This is a genomic window from Flavobacterium sp. CR10 (assembly GCF_055814415.1).
In genome coordinates, this window is the sequence record NZ_CP185985.1 from 261,024 (window position 1) to 279,468 (window position 18,445).

An 18,445-nucleotide genomic window follows, 5' to 3' on the forward strand; every position below is an offset into this window, starting at 1 on the left:
AACTTGTCGGGTTTATTATTTTAACAATTAGAAATTATCTAATTTTCTAATTGACATTCCCTAATTATAAATAATTTAAAGCTAAAAAGACTTCTTGTTCGAGCGGTAAATCTATTTCGCTTTCAAAGAAAATCAACTGTCTTTTATAAACGGTTTCAATTAAATAATGGCTTCCTCTAAAATAGGTTCTCCTAATTTTCACCATCAATTTTGATTCTGAAACCATTTTAAATTGATGCGGATAAACTAATGTTTTATGAGTTTCGTCTTCATATGATAATAATAAATGAGTCGGAATTTCATTTACTTCACCAAACAAAGAGGCAACATATTTAATTTTCGGATCTTCATATATTTTTGAAGGATCGTCTTTAACTAAGACTTCCCCATTTCGCATTACGATTGCCTGATCTGCAAAAGACAAAGCATCGGTACTGTCGTGCGTAGCGATAATACAGGTAATTCCTTTTTGTTTTAGGTATCGAAATAAATTACGGCGTAAGGCATTTTTTCTAAAAGCATCAATCTGACTGAATGGCTCATCTAATAAAATGACTTCTGGTTCTAAAGCCAAAACTCTAACCAAAGCTACTCTTTGCTGCTGTCCTCCACTTAAGAATTTGGTCTTTACATTAGAGAATTGATCCATTTCTACCATTTCTAATAATTCCTGAACACGAAGTTTTTTCATGTTTGCAAAACCATTCGATAGAAACTTACCTACGTTTTCTGCAACAGTCTCGTATGGAGACAAATCAAAATCCTGCGCCAAATATTTCATGTAAGGCATTCCTGGAATCAAATTAAATTTTGGTCCTAAAACTGGTTTATCCCCATAAAAAATCTTTCCCTCGTCTAGATCGTAAAGTCCGTATATTAGTTTGAGCAGTGTACTTTTTCCGCAGCCACTCTCGCCAATAATGGCTATGTTCTGGCCTTTTTCAATAGAAAAAGAGATGTTTTTGATAACGGGGCTTTCGGTGTACGAAAAAGATATATTTTGTATGTCGAGCATGAGTTGTAATATGAGACGTCAAATTTACAATGTTTAATTTCTAAAGTCAAAAAAAAGCTGCTTCAATTATGAAACAGCTTTTTTTATATTTTATTTTGTTTTGAAATTATTTTCCAGCTTCCGCTTTAGCGTCATTTACCATTTTGTCATTTGCTGTAATTGAGAATTCAACACGACGGTTTTGAGCTCTACCTTCTGGAGTATCATTTGTTGCAATTGGATCTGCAATTCCTAATCCTGAAGTTTTGAAACGGCTTGCTTTTAATCCTTTAGAAACTAAGTAAGCTTGTACAGATGCTGCTCTTTGTCCTGAAAGTGTTAAGTTATATTCTGGTTTTCCTGTATTGTCAGTATAACCAAAAATTTCAATATTAGTATCTCCGTACTCAGTGAATACAGGGATCAATTTATCTAAATTAGCTTTTGCCTGAGTAGTCAAAGTTGATTTGTTAGTATCAAAACGAACTGCATTTTCGTTCAAAGTCAAGTGAATTCCTTCACCAACTCTTTCAACATCAGCACCTGGCAAAGCTTGATCGATTTCACGAGCTTGTTTATCCATTTTATTACCAATCAAAGCTCCAGTTCCACCACCTACAGCAGCTCCAATTACAGCTCCTAGTGCAGCGTTACCGCCTCTACCAATATTATTTCCTAAAATACCACCAATAACACCACCTGCTACGGCGCCAATTCCAGCTCCTTTTTGTGTATTATTTGCATTTTTTACTGAATCGCAACTTGTAAAAAAGCTAGCTAATACCAGTAAACTACTTAATCCTAAAACCGTTATCTTTCTCATTTTTTATACCTTTAAAATATTAATTAGCTCTTTGAAATTGGTAAGTCACATCTTTTACCTGACCTCCCACATTTATATTGTCTATCAACTGAAAAGAGTTATCAGTCACACCAGCAACTTTTAGCAAATAACCATCTCTTACTTTCTTAGCTTTTTCACCTGCATTAAGAATTTTAAGCACAAATAAACCTTGGTTGTTTATACTCCATACAATTGGAGAAGAAAATCCAGTACAACTTGGTGATGTCAAAGCCATATTCCCTTTATTATTATTTGAAATAAAACTCCAAGTACTTCCAATAAAACATTTAGAATCGGCAAGATCGAAAGAATTCACTTTGATATAATCTGAGCCTGGATAAGATACATTAGTTAGAACCCAATTCCCTTTTAGAGCTACCTGAGTTTTCTTGTCAAGTTTTGTTGAAAGTGTAGTAGCCTCAGAAGATGAAGCTGTTGTGGACGAAGATGATTTACACGCAAAAAACAGAGCGGCAATCATACACATTAAAATACTCTTCTTCATTTTGTACAATTTTTTTAGATTAATATTTGTCTTTTTAACAATTATTGTACCACAAATATACGATTCGTTCAGATATTTTTTGTTTTACAATCCATTTATTTTCTTTCAAAATTAACATTTCCGACATTTTGTCACCCAAAAAACAATTGGTATTCTATTTGAATAAATGAAAATCATCAAATTAAATCAAAAAAATAAAAAATATGGCAACAGGTAAAATTAATGTTTCAGTAGAAAACATTTTTCCTTTAATTAAAAAGTTCTTGTACAGCGACCATGAAATTTTCTTGCGTGAGCTTGTTTCTAATGGTACTGATGCTACTTTAAAATTAAAACACCTTATCAGCATTGGCGAAGCTAAAGTTGAATACGGAAACCCGATTATCGAAGTAAAAGTGGACAAAGAAGGTAAAAAAATCCACATTATCGATCAAGGTTTAGGTATGACTGCTGATGAAGTTGAAAAATACATTAATCAAGTAGCGTTTTCTGGTGCTGAGGAATTTTTGGACAAATACAAAGATTCTGCTAAAGATTCTGGAATTATCGGACATTTTGGTCTTGGTTTCTATTCAGCGTTTATGGTAGCTGAAAAAGTTGAAATCATTACAAAATCGTACAAAGATGAGCCAGCTGCACACTGGACATGTGACGGAAGTCCTGAGTTTACTTTAGGGCCTGCTGACAAAACTTCACGCGGAACTGAAATCATTCTTCACATTGCAGAAGATTCTCTTGAGTTCTTAGACGATTCTAAAATCAGCGGTTTATTAAACAAATACAACAAATTCATGCCTATTCCGATTAAATTCGGAACAAGAACTGAAACGCTTCCAAAACCAGAAGATGCTCCAGAAGATTACGTTAATGAAACTGTTGAAACTGACAACATCATTAACAACCCTAATCCAGCTTGGACAAAACAGCCTTCTGAATTATCTGATGAAGATTATAAAAACTTCTACAGAGAATTGTATCCAATGCAGTTTGAAGAGCCGTTATTCAACATTCACTTAAATGTAGATTATCCATTTAACTTAACTGGTATTTTGTATTTCCCTAAATTGGGTACAGATATGCAGATCCAGAAAGATAAAATTCAGTTGTACCAAAACCAAGTTTACGTTACTGACAACGTAGAAGGAATTGTTCCTGAATTCTTGACGATGTTAAAAGGTGTAATCGATTCTCCAGATATTCCGTTAAACGTTTCTCGTTCTGGTTTACAGGCAGATGGAGCGGTTAAGAAAATTTCTAACTACATTACTCGTAAAGTAGCTGATAAATTAAAAGCTTTATTCAACGAAAACCGTGCTGATTTCGAGCAAAAATGGAATGACATTAAAATCGTTTTAGAATACGGAATGCTTTCTGAAGAGAAATTCTACGAAAAAGCAGGTGCATTTGTTTTATACCCAACTGTAGATGACAAATATTTCACTTTAGACGAATTAAAAGAGAAACTAAAAGAAAACCAAACTGATAAAGACGGCAAACTTGTAGTTCTATATGCCGGAAACAAAGATGCACAGCACTCTTATATTGAGGCAGCAAAAGATAAAGGTTACGAAGTATTGCTTTTAGATTCTCCGATTATTTCACACTTAATCCAAAAAATTGAAAACGATAACAGCGGATTAACTTTTGTTCGTGTTGACTCTGATCATATTGACAACTTGATTAAAAAAGAGGAAAACACAATCTCAAAATTATCTGACGACGAAAAAGCAGCTTTAAAAACTTCGTTAGAAGCATACATTCCAAAAGCATATAGCGTTCAGTTGGAAGCGATGGATTCTCAGGCAGCTCCTTTCATTATCACGCAGCCAGAGTTTATGCGAAGAATGAAAGAAATGAGCCAAACTGGCGGCGGAGGAATGTTCGGAATGGGCAATATGCCAGAAATGTACAATTTGGTTGTAAACACAAATTCTGACTTGGCTTCAAGCATTTTAAATACTGAAGACAAAACGCACCAAGAACATTTAGTGAAACAAGCTTTAGACTTAGCTAAATTATCTCAAAACCTTTTAAAAGGCGAAGCGCTTACAGCGTTTGTTAAGAGAAGTTTTGAAATGATTAAATAATCATTCGAAAATAATATTTCTGAAATCCTGCAAATTAAGTTTTGCAGGATTTTTTTTGTTCTAAAATAGCTCTTTAAAAAAGGGTCATTTTCCCCTTTTCTCAAAAACGAACATCACATACATTTGATTATCAGAATATTAAACAAAAAAATCTAAAATTCTAGAAATCATGGACAAGAAGAAGTTTACAGAAAACGGGGAAGTTCTAGCAATTATAAAAGATTTAAAAGAACAGATTGAAGGCAAAAAATTCTCTGATATTATAGATAATAATAATTGCCAATATGTTGATCTTGTGCAAGAAGGCGGAGGTGTTCTTGGAATTGCATTAGTCGGCTATGTATATGTTTTGGAACAAATGGGAATTCGGTTTTTAAGTCTTGCAGGAACTTCTGCAGGAAGTATCAATACTATGCTGATGGCCGCAGCCGGAACATGCGATATCGAAAAATCAGAATGGATTTTGGAATGTCTTTGCAATAAAAACTTATACGATTTTGTTGATGGAGATCATGATGCCCGAGAATTTATCGACGCTTTATTAAGCGATGCCGGAAATCTAAAATTAATAATGAAAGGATGTCAGGTTGTGGATAATTTTAAAGATGATTTAGGATTAAATCCCGGGAACAATTTTCATCAATGGATGACCAATCTGCTTTCACAAAAAGGAATAAAAAATTATGCCGACTTGAGAGCTTTAAGAGAAAAAGGCGTTTCAGACAAGAATAAATTATATCGAATAAATCTGCCAAATCACGGAGATAAAGTAGAATATACTCGAGTAGATCATTGGAGCCAAATGGCAATTATCTCCGCTGATATCACTACCGAAAGTAAAATCATTTTTCCTAAAATGATTGATTTATTTTACTCCAATCCCGATGTCCAAAACCCAGCCGATTTTGTTCGCGCTTCTATGTCGATTCCGTTATTTTTCACTCCTTTTAAAATTAAAAATATTCCAGGCGGAATTGATGCTTGGAACAAGTGGAACGATGCAACTTGCCTAAGAACATCGGTGCCATCAGAAGTTATGTTTATGGATGGAGGCATTATTTCGAATTTCCCAATCGATATTTTTCACGAAAATATGAATGTCCCCGCCTCCCCTACCTTCGGAATAAAATTAGGTTATGACAAAAACGAAATCAATAAAAACGAAAAATTCTCCAATTTAATAAGTTCGATGTTTGACACAGCTCGATATGGTTACGATTATGAATTTCTGCAAAAGAATCCAGACTTCAAACACTTGATTGGATACATTGACACAGGAAGCCATAATTGGTTAAACTTTAATCTGACTGATGATGCAAAAATCGACCTTTTTATAAGAGGCGCTCAAAATGCAGCCACCTTCCTAAACCGCTTTAATTGGGAAGAATACAAAAAAATCAGAAAGGCAAAAAGCAATTATTACAAATCTGTATAAAATCATTTTTAATTTAAGCAGTCATAATTTTTACTTCAAAAAATCGTTATAAAATCCTGTAAATACCCATTACAGGATTTTTTAATTGTAATTTATTTTTTTGTTACATTTGAATGCCTTATTAATCTAATCCAAAAACAAAACCATTATGAAAAAAACTGCTATTTTATTAACAGCTATTTGTGCAACAGCACTTTTATATGTTTCTTGTTCAAGTGATAATCACGAAGAAACTACTTCAACAAGCTTGGTAAACATCGGAGCTTCAGTTGCAGTTGACACTTCAAACGAAATGGACCTCAGCACAGGTCTTTTAATCAGTACAAGCACATCAACAACCGGAAAAACTGCCGAAACAGCTCCTGGAATTTGCGCAACAATTACGGTTACAACAAACGAAGGAGGCTATCCTAAAGTCTTTTTAGCAGATTTCGGAACAGTAGGATGCACAGATGCGAACAATCTTACACGCAAAGGAAAACTAAAAGTTACGCTTTCTGGACCAATCACTGAAACTGGAAGCAAAATGACAATTGAAAGAATTGACTATTCTATAAAAGGCATCAAACTTGAAGGAACTATTGAATACACCAATACTACAACTGTTGCAACTGTACCACAATGGACTAGAAAAGTAACCAATGGTAAATTGACAGATTTACAAGGAGGTGTTTATACCAATTCAGGAATCTACACTACTAAACAAACAGCTGGCGTAGATACACCACTTGTCTTATCTGATAATGTATATGAAATTTCAGAAGGAACTCATACAGTAACGGCTTCAAATGGAGAAACGCTTACTTTGACTGTAAAAGAACCATTGATTAAAAAATATTCTTGCCTATTTATCTCTAAAGGACAACTAAAAGTACAAGGAGGCATTTTAAACGGCGTAGTAGATTACGGAAATAACGACTGCGATGCACTTTACACTTATACACACGAAAACGGTTCTTCATTCAATCTTTCGATGTAAGACCTTTTCCTATACGACTTTAAAATCCCAATTTAGAAATAGATTGGGATTTATTTTTTTTATAAAAATAAAACGGCTGTCTCTTTACATTTAAACTATTTTCTTTATTTTGCACCAAAATCTCAAAAACCAATGAAAAAAACATTAATTGCTTTTGTTACTCTTGCAGTATTAGCATCTTGCAGCAAAAAAGAAACTGCTGCCGATAACCTACACATTACAGGAAACATTAAAGGTTTAAAAACCGGAACTTTATATATCCAAAGAATTGTTGACACTTCTCTCGTTGCCATTGACAGCATCAAAATTGACGGAAACTCGGCTTTTGAAAGAGACATTAAATTAGAATCTCCAGAAATGTTATACCTATATTTAGATCGTGGTGTAACAAACTCATTAGACAATAACATTTTATTCTTTGCTGAACCAGGAAATATCAATATTGACACCAACTTAGATAATTTCATCGCTGGCGCAAAAATTACTGGATCTAAAAACCAAGAATTATACGAAGAATATCAAAAAATAAATTCTCGCTTTAGAGACGAGAACTTATCTATGGTTGAAGCAAAGTTCAAAGCTTTAAAAAGAAAAGACCAAAAAGCTCTTGACAGTCTTGACGCAAAACAGCAATCAAATATCAAAAGAAAATATTTGTACGCAACAAACTTTGCTATCAACAATAAAGATCACGAAGTAGCACCTTATATTGCTTTGGCAGAGATTTACGACATCAACCTTAAGTTTCTGGACACCATTCAAAAATCGATGACTCCAAAAGTAGCGCAATCGCTTTACGGAAAGAAATTGACAAAATATGTTGCTGACATCAAAAAAGAAGAACAAAAAGCTCCTGCAGCTGCTAAAGCTGAAACGACAACAACTGAAGCACAAAAATAATTTTTCGTTTACAAAACATTCAAAGCTCTGAGAAATTCAGGGCTTTTTTTATGCTCTAAATTGAAATTTCAAATTAAATAATGCAAACACCCACGCTATTAAAAAAAACCTCTTAAAAACAACAAAAGATCCCAAATATTTAACTATTGCCATTTACCACCCATTGAAAAAACTTTATAAGTTTAAAAATTGAAAGGTGATATTTGAAATTTAAAAATTGGATTTTTTTTCATTTTGGAACAAAAAAAAAAACCACCACATTTCTGTGATGGTTTTTGAGCCGATAGAGGGACTCGAACCCACGACCTGCTGATTACAAATCAGCTGCTCTAGCCAGCTGAGCTACATCGGCCTATTTTGCGAGTGCAAAGATATAAATGTTTTTTAATATTCCAAAAAAAATTCACACCTCTCTCTATAATTAAAAAAACCACCACATTTCTGTGATGGTTTCCGTTTTTTGAGCCGATAGAGGGACTCGAACCCACGACCTGCTGATTACAAATCAGCTGCTCTAGCCAGCTGAGCTACATCGGCGTCATTACGGGTGCAAATATAAAGCGGTTTTTCAATTTCCCAAAATATTTTTGCACTTTTTTACGCTTTTTTTTGCTTATAGTGCGTTGATTTTTTCAATCAATTGATTAGCAGCTTGTTCTAATTCAACATTAATTTGTTTGAAATGTGCTTTTTTATTTTCAACGTTTTTAGCGTTCACTTTTGTAATCAAAGTATCAAATACAGCAATAGCTTCATCAACCAAAGCATTCGTTTCTGGAGTTGGACTTCCTGTTGTTGACATCTCAAACAAGTAAACCGCCTCAATAATATCTCCTAATACAAAGTTGATGTCTTTCTTTAAATTCTTAACGTTTGCCATTTTTCTTTTTATTTTAATTTGCGTCTGCAAAAGTACATATTATCTTTAAATTTAATGCTAAGAAATGTAAATTTCTAAAATTGAAGCTTTTCCGCTCAAGCTAAATGCATTTATTGCAGCTGGAACCAAAACAGTATCTCCTTTTTTGTAAGCCTGTTTGAATCCGTCATATTCAATTTCAAAATCACCTTCAATACACATATATACCGTAAATGTTTCTCCATTTTTAGCAACTTCCAATTTATTTTCTAACGGAAGAAAATTAGTTGTAAAATAAGGACAGTCTACAACCGTATTTGAAGTATTTACTTTAGTCTCGTATTTTTTCTGTGTGTCTACTTTATTATAGTTAATTGCGTCTAGGGCAAGATCTACGTGCAATTCTCTTTTGTTTCCTTGTGCATCAACACGGTCAAAATCGTACAATCTATAAGTAATATCAGATGTCTGCTGAATTTCTGCAACTACCAATCCAGCTCCAATTGCATGAACAGTTCCGGTTTCTAAGAAGAAAACATCTCCCGATTTTGCTTTCACATCATCTAGAATGGAAACTAAAGTATTATCGTGCAAATGCTTTAAATATTCTTCTTTACTAGAATCTTCTTTAAAACCAACAATAATTCTAGCATCGGCATCGGCTTGCATTACGTACCACATTTCTGTTTTTCCGAATGAATTGTGACGCTCTTTTGCCAATTTATCATTTGGATGCACCTGAATCGAAAGATCTTCTCTCGCGTCTAGGTATTTAAAAAGTAACGGAAATTGTTTTCCAAATCTTTCATAAACTTTAGTTCCTAAAATAGTGTCTGGTGTTTCATCGATTAAATCCATTAAAGATTTTCCTTTTAAAACTCCATTTGCAACCACACTTACATCTCCTTGTACAGTAGATAATTCCCAGCTTTCGCCCGTAATTTTAGAAACGATTGGTTTGTTTAGAATTGTTTTTAGTTTTTCTCCTCCCCAGATTCTTTCTTTCAAAATCGGTTCAAATTGCAATGGGTATAAATTTTGGCTCATGTTTTTTAGGCTAATATATTTGTTTAATTAATTTTATTCTGATACTATTTTGGTATTCTATGACACTAATTCCTGTACGGCTTCTAAGGCTTTCGGTATATGTTTAGCCGCATTTGCGCTATCAAATATCGAAATTACCAAACCATTTTTATCAATTATATACGTAACGCGTCCTGGCAGAAGTCCGAATAAGTTATTGCGAACACCAAAAAGTTTTCTTAATCTTTTATCTTGATCTGAAAGCAAAATAAAAGGTAATTTATGTTTAGCGGCAAATTTATGATGTGACTTTACACTATCGCTGCTAATACCAATTACCTCAGCTCCCAAATCTTTAAAATCTTCGTATTGATCCCGAAAACTGCAAGCTTCGGTTGTACAGCCAGGCGTATTATCTTTTGGATAAAAATAAATCACCAATGGCTTTCTTCCTAAAACGCTTTGGCTTTCAAAAAGTTCACCATTGTTGTCTTTTGCAGTAAAATTCGGAACTATATCTCCTATTTTTAATGACATTTTTTATTCTCCTTTATAAGTTACAAAATTTCGTTCCGTTTCGTTCAGCACAACTTCAAGATCAAAGTCGGCATGAATTCGTTGTCTAATTTTATTCCATATCACAACAGCAATATTCTCTGCGGTCGGATTCAAATCTGCAAATTCTGGAACGTCCAGATTGAGATTTTTGTGATCAAACGGAATTTCTACCTCTTCTCGTATAATATCCGCTAATACTTTCACATCGAGAACAAAACCAGTTTCGGGGTCAATTTTTCCTGTAACACTTACTGTTAAACCATAATTATGACCATGAAAATTAGGATTGTTACATTTTCCAAAAACAGCATCGTTTTTTTCAAATGACCAATCTTTTCGATGTAGTCGATGTGCAGCATTAAAATGTGCTTTTCTTGATATGGTTACTCTCATTTATGCTTCTGGTTAGTTTGGCTATAATTTATGGTCTTCAAGATAATGATCAAATTCATCAAAAATTATCTTAAACCATACGGTATAAATTTCGGGCTGTTTTTCAATATCTGCTTTCACATCTTCAATACTCATCCATTTCCAGTCTTCTACTTCGTCTGGATTTATGTTGGGCTCCTCATTATAATAGCCAATCATAACATGATCTAATTCATGTTCTGTCAAACCATTGTCAAAAGGCGCTTTATATATAAAATGAAACAATTCTTTCAATTCAGCTTTAAAACCCATTTCTTCAAACAATCTTCGGCTTCCTGCTTCAATATTATTCTCGCCTTCTCTCTGATGACTGCAGCAAGTGTTAGTCCAAAGCAAAGGAGAATGATATTTATGATGCGCACGCTGCTGCAGCATAATTTCGTTTTTACTATTTAAAATAAAAACCGAAAAGGCACGGTGCAAAAGCGCTTTTTCATGTGCTTCTAATTTTGGCATTAAGCCAATCTGTTCATCGTTCTGATTAACTAATATTACGTTTTCTTCTGTCATAAGGCTTCTTAAGCAAACAAAAATACGAAAAAAGAAATGGCTTAAAAATCCTAATTCTGTTTGGCAAAAGCCAACCTTTTTACTTAACTTCTATTTTACTGATTTCCAACAAAATAATCATGCAGTAAAATTTAAAAGCTGTTAAAATTAAGACATAAAAACTACATTGTCGTATTTTACGTAACTAATAAAAAGTTAAAACACACTTAAAAAAATCTCAATAATAACACTCCCTGTATTTTAAAGCTAATTCCCAACGTATCTTTGATGTACAGATTAATTCACCCAAGAACTATGAAATCTAAAAATCTAATTTTCAGCCTTTGTTTTTTACTTCCGCTTTTTGTTTTACAGGCTTGCGGACAAAACACAAAAAAACAATCTGCAAACACAGCTGTTACGGAAAATAAAATCAGCAAGCCCGGAAACCCTTATTATTCTAATACTGACACGAAGAAACTAAACGTGAGCAATGCCGAATGGAAAAAGGTTTTGCCTGAAGATGTTTATGCCGTAATGCGCGAAGCTGACACCGAAAGACCTTTTACGGGAAAATATTGGAATACCGATGAAAAAGGAACGTATTATTGCGCTTCTTGCGGCAACTTGCTTTTTAGATCTACAGCAAAATTCTCAAGCAGCTGCGGATGGCCAAGTTTTTTTGAACAAGAAAACAAAAAAAGCATTGTTTTTAAAGAAGATAATTCTCTCGGAATGGAAAGAATTGAAGCGCTTTGCGGACGCTGTGGTGGACATTTAGGCCACATATTTGATGATGGTCCTCCTCCTACTGGAAAACGCTACTGCATGAACTCAATTGCTCTTGACTTTATTCCAGACAACAAATAATTTACAAATGAAAAATATACTTTTAATATGTCTTTTTGCGCTTTCGCTAAATGGCATTTCTCAAAATAAAAAAGCGAACCTGGAAACTATTACACTGGGCGGAGGCTGTTATTGGTGCGTTGAAGCCGTTTACGAAAATCTTGACGGCGTAAAATCTGTTGTTTCTGGATTTTCTGGCGGAAAAACCGTAAACCCAACTTACGAAGAAGTTTGCACAGGAGAAACTGGACATGCCGAAGTGGTTCAGATTGCTTACGACAAAAATGTAACTGATATTAACGAAATCTTTAAAGTCTTTTTTACCGTTCACGATCCTACAACTTTAAACCGTCAGGGAGCTGATGTCGGAACGCAATATCGCTCTGTTATTTTCTATAAAAATGAAGAACAGAAAAAAGCGGCACAAAGCATTATTGCCGAACTAAACAAAGCGAAAGTTTATGACAGTCCGATAGTAACAAAAGTGGAACCTTTCAAAGTTTTTTACAAAGCCGAAGATTATCATCAAAACTATTATGCAAACAACAAAAATCAGCCGTATTGCAAAATGGTAATTCAGCCTAAAATAGAAAAGTTTGAAAAGGTTTTTAAAGACAAACTCAAAAAGAAATAACGATTATTATAGATATTATTCTAAAACCGTCCATTTAGGTGGACGGTTTTTTTTTATTTTGAAAACCCTAATAAACACTGGGGTTCTCTTTTAATTGAAAAAATATTTTACTTTTTTTCAATTTTTTTGTCCAATCCTGAAAGTTCGATTGTTATTAGGATATAAACAATTAAAAATTATACATCATGGAAACTAGACTTAATTTATTCGAACAAGGTCAAAAAGCAGTTAGCACATTATTTGGAATTAGCGGTTACTTAAAAAAAGGAGCAATTGAAGCCTCTCTAATGGAATTAATAAATTTCAGAATCTCTCAAATCAACAACTGCGGTTATTGTTTAGATATGCATTCAAAAGAAGCTTTAGCCGCTGGAGAAACAACACAACGCTTATTTGGATTAAGTGTTTGGAGAGAAGCTCCTTATTACACAAAAAGAGAAAGAGTTGCTCTTGCTTTGGCAGAAGCAGTAAACGCTTGCGATGTTCCAGACGAAATTTACGAAATTGCAAAAGCTGAATTTACAGAACAAGAATTAATAGATCTTACCCTTGCCGTTGCTGCAATTAATGCTTGGAATCGTCTAAATATTACTTTTGCTAATACACCAGGAACTTACAGAGTTGGACAGTTCGGATAAACAATAATTGATTTTTATTTTCTAAAAAACAATTAACTTTATACAACTTAAAGCAGATTATTCAATTGTAAAAACATAAAAAAATGAACGAGTTTTTATTGATTTTCAGAAGAGATTTTAAAACAAAAGAAGCACAGCCTTCACCAGAAGAATTGCAACAGCATTTACAGCAATGGCAAAACTGGTTTGGAAGTCTTGCTGCTCAAGATAAACTGGCAAGACCATTGCAACGCTGGGATGGTCAAGGAAAACTTGTAAATTCGAATAAAGGAATTACCGACGGACCTTTTGTTGAAATCAAAGAATCTATTGGCGGATTAATAATCATAAAAGCCAAAGATTATGATGAAGCAGCCGAAATAGCGCAGGGATGTCCAGTTTTAAATTTTGGCGGAAATGTCGAAATTAGAATGGCGGTTTAAAATTTTAAACTAACTTATATAAAATGCCTTTGTATCTTTACTTAGGCATTTTTTCTTAAAAATATGGAGCACAAAGAACTTTTACCCAATTTATTCAGAACCGAATATCAAAAAATAGTTTCAGTTCTCTGCGGCTTATTCGGAATTCAGCATATCGAAATTGCAGAAGATATTGTAAGTGATACTTTTTTGACCGCTTCAGAAACTTGGGCTATTAAAGGAATTCCAGAAAACCCTTCAGCTTGGCTTTATACCGTTGCAAAAAATAAAACCAAAAACCACCTGAAAAGAAACAACGTTTTTGAAACCAAAATTGTTACCGAAATAAAACACAACACTCCATTAAACAATCCGGAAATAGATATTGATTTATCTGATCAGAATATTGCCGACAGTCAGCTCGCGATGATATTTACGGTTTGCAATCCATGTAATTCTGAAGAAGCTCAAATTGCCCTTGCTTTAAATTTATTGTGCGGTTTTGGAGTAAATGAAATTTCTGATGCCTTTTTATCTAACAGAGAAGTTATTTATAAAAGGATTAATCGTGCCAAAGAAAAACTCAAAGAAGAAAATATAAAAATTCAGCATCCCAGCAATTCTGAAATAAAAGACAGAATTCAAACCGTTCTAAAAACGATTTATCTCATTTATTCTGAGGGCTACTACTCTATTTCGCAAAATACCACTTTACGAAAAGACCTTTGTACTGAAGCCATGCGTCTGACTTATTTATTAATTCAAAACGAAAGCACCAATTTGCCTCAGACCAATGCTTTAATGGCCTTGATGTGTTTTCATTCTTCAAGGTTTGATGCACGAACTGGCTTAAATGGCGAAATTATCTTATATGAAGATCAAGACCAATCGCTTTGGAATCAAGAATTGATTGACAGAGGAACTTACTTTTTAAGCAAATCTTCAACAGGAAATACACTTTCGAAATACCACTTGGAAGCTGGAATTGCTTATTGGCACACTATAAAAAAAGAAACCATCGAAAAATGGGAAAATATCCTAGAACTCTACAACAACCTGATTATTTTAGAATATTCGCCAATTGTGGCTTTAAACAGAACTTACGCTTTGTCTAAAGTAAAAGGTAAAAAAGAAGCAATCAAAGAAGCCGAAAAACTAAATTTAACCGATAATCACTTTTATTATTCATTACTTGGAAATCTCTATTCTGAAATTGACACAAAAAAGGCTTTAAACCATTTTGAAACCGCAATGAATCTAGCCAAAACTTCTGCCGACAAAGCCATAATCAGTAAAAATATGAAGCAGTTAAACTAAACTGTTTTGCCATAAAAACAAAAAAAAGTGAAATGATTGGTTTCATTTCACTTTCTTCCGTATTTATTTTTAGACTATTGTTTAGCTACTTTTTTAAATCGCATCATTGGTATATCACCTTGAATTAAATTCAGTTTGCCATCTTTATCAATAGAATAACTTGTAATTTTTTCCATTTGTTTTAAAAACGTTTGTTCTCCTCCGCCTTCACAAAACATCATTGTTGTTGGCCCAGGCTCTCCAAAAGTTAGAGATTTACCATTTAAAGTATATGGCGCGCTGTAACCATTACAGCCATTATTTCCATAAACCTTTGTTTCTTTTTTATCAAAAGTAATTTGTGGTTTTTTATTCGGATATAATCCTTCGAAAGCAATTCTTGGCCCCGAAATATATTCCAACTCCCAAGTTGTACCAAATAAATCATCTCCGCTTGAAGCAGATTTTGATGCTGTACATGAAGCAAATAATAAGGTTAAAACTGAAAGGACTGCAAATGTGTATTTTTTCATAAAAATGTTCTTTAAAGATTTATAATTTGTTTTTTGAAGATTCAAACCATTCTATAAAAATTCTTTTCTCAATATCCATGCCCAGTTACAAGATTTATCGAAGTTTATGTTTTACCATAAGCTGTTATTTCTGTAACTAAGTTACTATATTTTTTTAAAGTTCTATAGTCCAAATGTTTAAAATAAAACAAGTGCCATTATTTTTTTTGTAATTTGCGTTGATCAAAAAGCCAAAAATCATCAATAAAAAACCAAAAAAATGAAACAATTTCTATGCTTGCTTGTATTTGCATTGACAATGCCATTTGCTCATTCGCAAGAAAACCTTCCAACAGATTATCTCGAAAAAGAATTTCATCACGGGCGTCGCGAAGCTTTTAGAGCTTTAATGCCTGCTAATTCGGTTGCCGTTATTTTTTCTTATCCAGAAAGAGTCTTTTCTAGAGACGTCGATTACAACTACCACGCAAATCCCGATATGTATTATTTATCGGGATACAAAGAACCCGATGCTGTATTATTAATTTTTAAAGAGGCACAAGGAACGGAAAAGTACAATGAAGTGCTTTTTGTTAGAGAGAGAAATGCAACATATGAAATGTGGACAGGTAGGCGTTTAGGAATTGAAGGCGCAAAATCGAAACTAGGTTTTACAACCGTTTATAATGGAAAAGATTTTAATGGATTTGCAATTGATTTCGCAAAATTTGATAAAATTATTTATGATAAAATTCCAACAGATGTAGCAGAAAACAATAATCCTGATAATTTATATGCGTTACTAAAATCATTTAAAGCTAAAGCGGGAATTACGCAAGCAAATGAAACTTCAACAGAATTATTCAATAAAATTACCAGTTCTCTTCGTGAAATAAAAACTCCTGAAGAACTTGTCCTGATGCGCAAAACCGTAAAACTTTCTTGTGTTGCGCACAACGAAGTTATGAAAGCTGTAGGTCCAGATATGAGCGAAAACGAAGCTGACGGAATTCATGCCTACATTCATAAACATTATGGAGCTGAAGGAGAAGGCTATGGCCCAATTGTGGGCGCTGGAGCAAATGGATGCATCCTACACTATTGGGAAAACAATGCCACAAAAATCGACAATCAATTATTATTAATGGATGTTGGCTCTGAATATCATGGTTATTCTGCAGACGTTACAAGAACAATTCCTGCTAACGGGAAATTTACTGAAGAACAAAAAGCGATTTATCAAATTGTTTATGATGCTCAAGAAGAAGTTTTTAAACTTTGTAAAGAAGGAACTCCAATTCAGGATTTGAACAAAAAAGCAAAAGAAGTTATTGCGGCTGGATTAATTAAATTAGGAATTATTACAGATCCAAAAGACGCCCGAATATATTATCCGCACGGCTGCTCACACTTTCTTGGTTTAGATGTTCATGATAAAGGAAACTATATGGGAAATCTAAAAGAAAATATGATTCTAACTGTTGAGCCTGGAATTTATATTCCTGCAAACAGCAAATGCGATAAAAAATGGTGGAATATCGGTGTTCGTATTGAAGATGATATTTTGATGCTTAAAGATTCGTATGAAAACCTTTCTGCAGATTCTCCAAGAAAATGGCAAGACATCGAAGCTTTAGCCAAACAAAAAAGTACTTTTAATGACATGAAATTCCCTAAGATCTAATTTATATTTTCTGCCACTCCCTATAGTTATCGGGAATGGCAAAAAAAATAACTAAAGCCTCAAAATAATTTGAGGCTTTTTCTTTTGATTTTTCACGAACTTTGCTTTCTTAAAATATTAAAAAAAATGAAAGCACTTACCTTTTCTTCTTTTGGAGAATCAGATGTTTTAGAATATATAGAAATCCCTAATCCGCAATTAAAACAAGACGAAATTTTAGTCGAGATGAAAGCCATCGGATTAAACTTTGCAGATGTTTACCGTCGAAAAGGAAATTATCATTTAAAAGGAAATCCTCCTTTTATTGCCGGTTATGAAGGCGCTGGAATTGTAGTCGATGCCAACAATCATCCAGAATATAAAGTTGGCGATCGTGTAGCTTTTGCCGATGCTCCATTTGCCAATGCAGAATTGGTTGCCGTTAACGTAAATCATATTATCCCATTATCAGAAAAAATCTCTTTTGAAACTGCAGCTTCTGTTTTGCTTCAGGGTTTAACAGCACATTATCTTGCAACAGACAGCCATAAAACCATTCAAGGAGAAACGGTTCTAATACACGCAGTTGCTGGTGGAGTCGGACAGATTTTAACTCAAATCAGTAAACTTCTTGGCGCAACAGTTATTGGCTTAACTTCATCTGCTGAAAAAGCAAAAATTGGTTTTGAACAAGGCGCAGATCATGTTTTTCTTTATAATGAAGATTGGAAATCGCAAGTTTTTAAAATTGCTTCTAAAGGTGTTGATGTTGTTTATGACAGTATCGGAAGCTCTTTAATGGAAAGTTTTGAAGTGACCAAAGAATGCGGACAAGTTGTTTTCTTCGGAATGGCGGGCGGCGATCCAGCACCTGTAGATCCGAGAATGTTAATGGACGGTTCCAAAACTTTAACGGGAGGCGATTTATGGAGCTATTTAAATTCTAAAGAAGAAAGAATCAAAAGAGCAACTCAATTATTCGATTGGATTACCGAAGGAAAAATCAAACTTTCAGAACCAACTTCATTTAAATTATCAGAAGGAAAACTGGCGCACGATTTCTTAGAAAGCAGAAAAAGTACAGGAAAAATTATTTTGATACCTTAATTTTTTTTCGCCACGAATTCACGAATTTTATTTTTAAAATCTATGCGTAAAGTTTTTAAATAAATTCGTGAATTCGTGGCTATCCATTGTATTTGACCGCACAATATAGTCCCTACGGGACAACTCTTCCTTATCATTTGTGATCTACCAATATTTAGTCTCTACGAGACACTAAAAAGAAGATTCAAAAAAACTCCGATAGGAGTTAAATATTGGTAGTAAAATACAATTAAACAC

The 18,445-nt window shown here is 33.7% G+C and carries 20 protein-coding genes and 2 tRNA genes; 11 read left to right on the plus strand and 11 right to left on the minus strand.

Features of this window, described 5'->3' with window-relative positions; translation table 11 throughout:
- Positions 1 to 64: 64 nt before the first annotated feature.
- From ACNRYB_RS01205 to ACNRYB_RS01215, 3 genes are all read right to left on the minus strand, one after another.
- Positions 65 to 1,015 carry an ABC transporter ATP-binding protein gene (locus ACNRYB_RS01205; RefSeq protein WP_473729012.1) on the minus strand — a complete coding sequence of 317 codons (951 nt, stop codon included), beginning with the start codon at positions 1,013 to 1,015 and terminating at the stop codon, positions 65 to 67.
- A gap of 106 nt (positions 1,016 to 1,121) precedes the next feature.
- Positions 1,122 to 1,817: a YiaD family glycine zipper/OmpA-like lipoprotein gene (locus ACNRYB_RS01210; RefSeq protein WP_473729013.1), complete on the minus strand. Its 696-nt coding sequence runs from the start codon at positions 1,815 to 1,817 to the stop codon at positions 1,122 to 1,124.
- Positions 1,818 to 1,836: 19 nt separating this feature from the next.
- Positions 1,837 to 2,343, minus strand: coding sequence for a hypothetical protein (locus ACNRYB_RS01215; protein ID WP_473729014.1), 507 nt, complete (start codon positions 2,341 to 2,343; stop codon positions 1,837 to 1,839).
- A 203-nt stretch (positions 2,344 to 2,546) separates the two neighbouring features.
- Here ACNRYB_RS01215 and htpG point away from each other — a divergent pair, with 203 nt between their 5' ends.
- The 4 genes from htpG to ACNRYB_RS01235 all read left to right on the plus strand — a co-directional run bounded on the left by htpG (position 2,547) and on the right by ACNRYB_RS01235 (position 7,744).
- Positions 2,547 to 4,430: a molecular chaperone HtpG gene (htpG, locus tag ACNRYB_RS01220; protein ID WP_473729015.1), complete on the plus strand. Its 1,884-nt coding sequence runs from the start codon at positions 2,547 to 2,549 to the stop codon at positions 4,428 to 4,430.
- Between the two features lie 169 nt (positions 4,431 to 4,599).
- On the plus strand, positions 4,600 to 5,865 hold the full coding sequence (locus ACNRYB_RS01225; protein ID WP_129749005.1) for a patatin-like phospholipase family protein: 1,266 nt from the start codon (positions 4,600 to 4,602) through the stop codon (positions 5,863 to 5,865).
- A gap of 148 nt (positions 5,866 to 6,013) precedes the next feature.
- Positions 6,014 to 6,844 (plus strand): hypothetical protein, encoded by an 831-nt coding sequence (locus tag ACNRYB_RS01230; protein WP_473729016.1) that lies wholly within the window; start codon positions 6,014 to 6,016, stop codon positions 6,842 to 6,844.
- Between the two features lie 132 nt (positions 6,845 to 6,976).
- The gene (locus tag ACNRYB_RS01235; protein WP_129749007.1) at positions 6,977 to 7,744 is read left to right on the plus strand and encodes a DUF4369 domain-containing protein; all 768 of its coding nucleotides are present in this window, start codon (positions 6,977 to 6,979) and stop codon (positions 7,742 to 7,744) included.
- A gap of 278 nt (positions 7,745 to 8,022) precedes the next feature.
- On the opposite strand, the gene ACNRYB_RS01240 is transcribed toward ACNRYB_RS01235, so the two are convergent.
- The 7 genes from ACNRYB_RS01240 to idi form a co-directional block, all read right to left on the minus strand.
- Positions 8,023 to 8,096: transfer RNA gene (locus ACNRYB_RS01240), tRNA-Thr, on the minus strand.
- Positions 8,097 to 8,207: 111 nt separating this feature from the next.
- A tRNA-Thr gene (locus ACNRYB_RS01245) sits at positions 8,208 to 8,281 on the minus strand.
- Positions 8,282 to 8,357: 76 nt separating this feature from the next.
- A complete protein-coding gene (locus ACNRYB_RS01250; protein WP_119792966.1) occupies positions 8,358 to 8,624 on the minus strand; it encodes a hypothetical protein in 267 nt (88 codons plus the stop codon).
- A 57-nt stretch (positions 8,625 to 8,681) separates the two neighbouring features.
- Entirely contained in the window at positions 8,682 to 9,650 is a 969-nt protein-coding gene (locus ACNRYB_RS01255) for a type I phosphomannose isomerase catalytic subunit (RefSeq protein ID WP_473729017.1), read from the minus strand.
- A gap of 57 nt (positions 9,651 to 9,707) precedes the next feature.
- Positions 9,708 to 10,166, minus strand: a complete 459-nt coding sequence (locus ACNRYB_RS01260) for a peroxiredoxin (protein WP_129749009.1) — start codon at positions 10,164 to 10,166, stop codon at positions 9,708 to 9,710.
- A 3-nt stretch (positions 10,167 to 10,169) separates the two neighbouring features.
- Positions 10,170 to 10,580, minus strand: coding sequence for a 6-carboxytetrahydropterin synthase (locus tag ACNRYB_RS01265; RefSeq protein WP_066033610.1), 411 nt, complete (start codon positions 10,578 to 10,580; stop codon positions 10,170 to 10,172).
- A 21-nt stretch (positions 10,581 to 10,601) separates the two neighbouring features.
- Complete coding sequence (gene idi, locus ACNRYB_RS01270) at positions 10,602 to 11,129, minus strand: isopentenyl-diphosphate Delta-isomerase (protein ID WP_473729018.1); 528 nt, start codon at positions 11,127 to 11,129, stop codon at positions 10,602 to 10,604.
- Between the two features lie 294 nt (positions 11,130 to 11,423).
- On the opposite strand from idi, the gene msrB reads away from it, so the two are divergent.
- The 5 genes from msrB (at position 11,424) to ACNRYB_RS01295 (ending at position 14,947) form a co-directional block, all read left to right on the plus strand.
- Entirely contained in the window at positions 11,424 to 11,978 is a 555-nt protein-coding gene (msrB, locus tag ACNRYB_RS01275) for a peptide-methionine (R)-S-oxide reductase MsrB (RefSeq protein ID WP_129749011.1), read from the plus strand.
- A 7-nt stretch (positions 11,979 to 11,985) separates the two neighbouring features.
- On the plus strand, positions 11,986 to 12,591 hold the full coding sequence (gene msrA, locus ACNRYB_RS01280; RefSeq protein WP_473729019.1) for a peptide-methionine (S)-S-oxide reductase MsrA: 606 nt from the start codon (positions 11,986 to 11,988) through the stop codon (positions 12,589 to 12,591).
- A 185-nt stretch (positions 12,592 to 12,776) separates the two neighbouring features.
- Entirely contained in the window at positions 12,777 to 13,229 is a 453-nt protein-coding gene (locus tag ACNRYB_RS01285) for a carboxymuconolactone decarboxylase family protein (protein ID WP_095929380.1), read from the plus strand.
- An 83-nt stretch (positions 13,230 to 13,312) separates the two neighbouring features.
- The gene (locus ACNRYB_RS01290) at positions 13,313 to 13,651 is read left to right on the plus strand and encodes a YciI family protein (protein ID WP_129749013.1); all 339 of its coding nucleotides are present in this window, start codon (positions 13,313 to 13,315) and stop codon (positions 13,649 to 13,651) included.
- A 63-nt stretch (positions 13,652 to 13,714) separates the two neighbouring features.
- Entirely contained in the window at positions 13,715 to 14,947 is a 1,233-nt protein-coding gene (locus ACNRYB_RS01295) for an RNA polymerase sigma factor (RefSeq protein WP_473729020.1), read from the plus strand.
- 74 nt (positions 14,948 to 15,021) lie between these two features.
- Here ACNRYB_RS01295 and ACNRYB_RS01300 read toward each other — a convergent pair whose 3' ends face one another.
- The gene (locus ACNRYB_RS01300) at positions 15,022 to 15,459 is read right to left on the minus strand and encodes an META domain-containing protein (RefSeq protein WP_129749015.1); all 438 of its coding nucleotides are present in this window, start codon (positions 15,457 to 15,459) and stop codon (positions 15,022 to 15,024) included.
- A 259-nt stretch (positions 15,460 to 15,718) separates the two neighbouring features.
- On the opposite strand from ACNRYB_RS01300, the gene ACNRYB_RS01305 reads away from it, so the two are divergent.
- Complete coding sequence (locus ACNRYB_RS01305) at positions 15,719 to 17,122, plus strand: aminopeptidase P N-terminal domain-containing protein (protein ID WP_473729021.1); 1,404 nt, start codon at positions 15,719 to 15,721, stop codon at positions 17,120 to 17,122.
- Positions 17,123 to 17,248: 126 nt separating this feature from the next.
- Complete coding sequence (locus tag ACNRYB_RS01310; RefSeq protein WP_473729022.1) at positions 17,249 to 18,208, plus strand: quinone oxidoreductase family protein; 960 nt, start codon at positions 17,249 to 17,251, stop codon at positions 18,206 to 18,208.
- Positions 18,209 to 18,445: the final 237 nt, after the last annotated feature.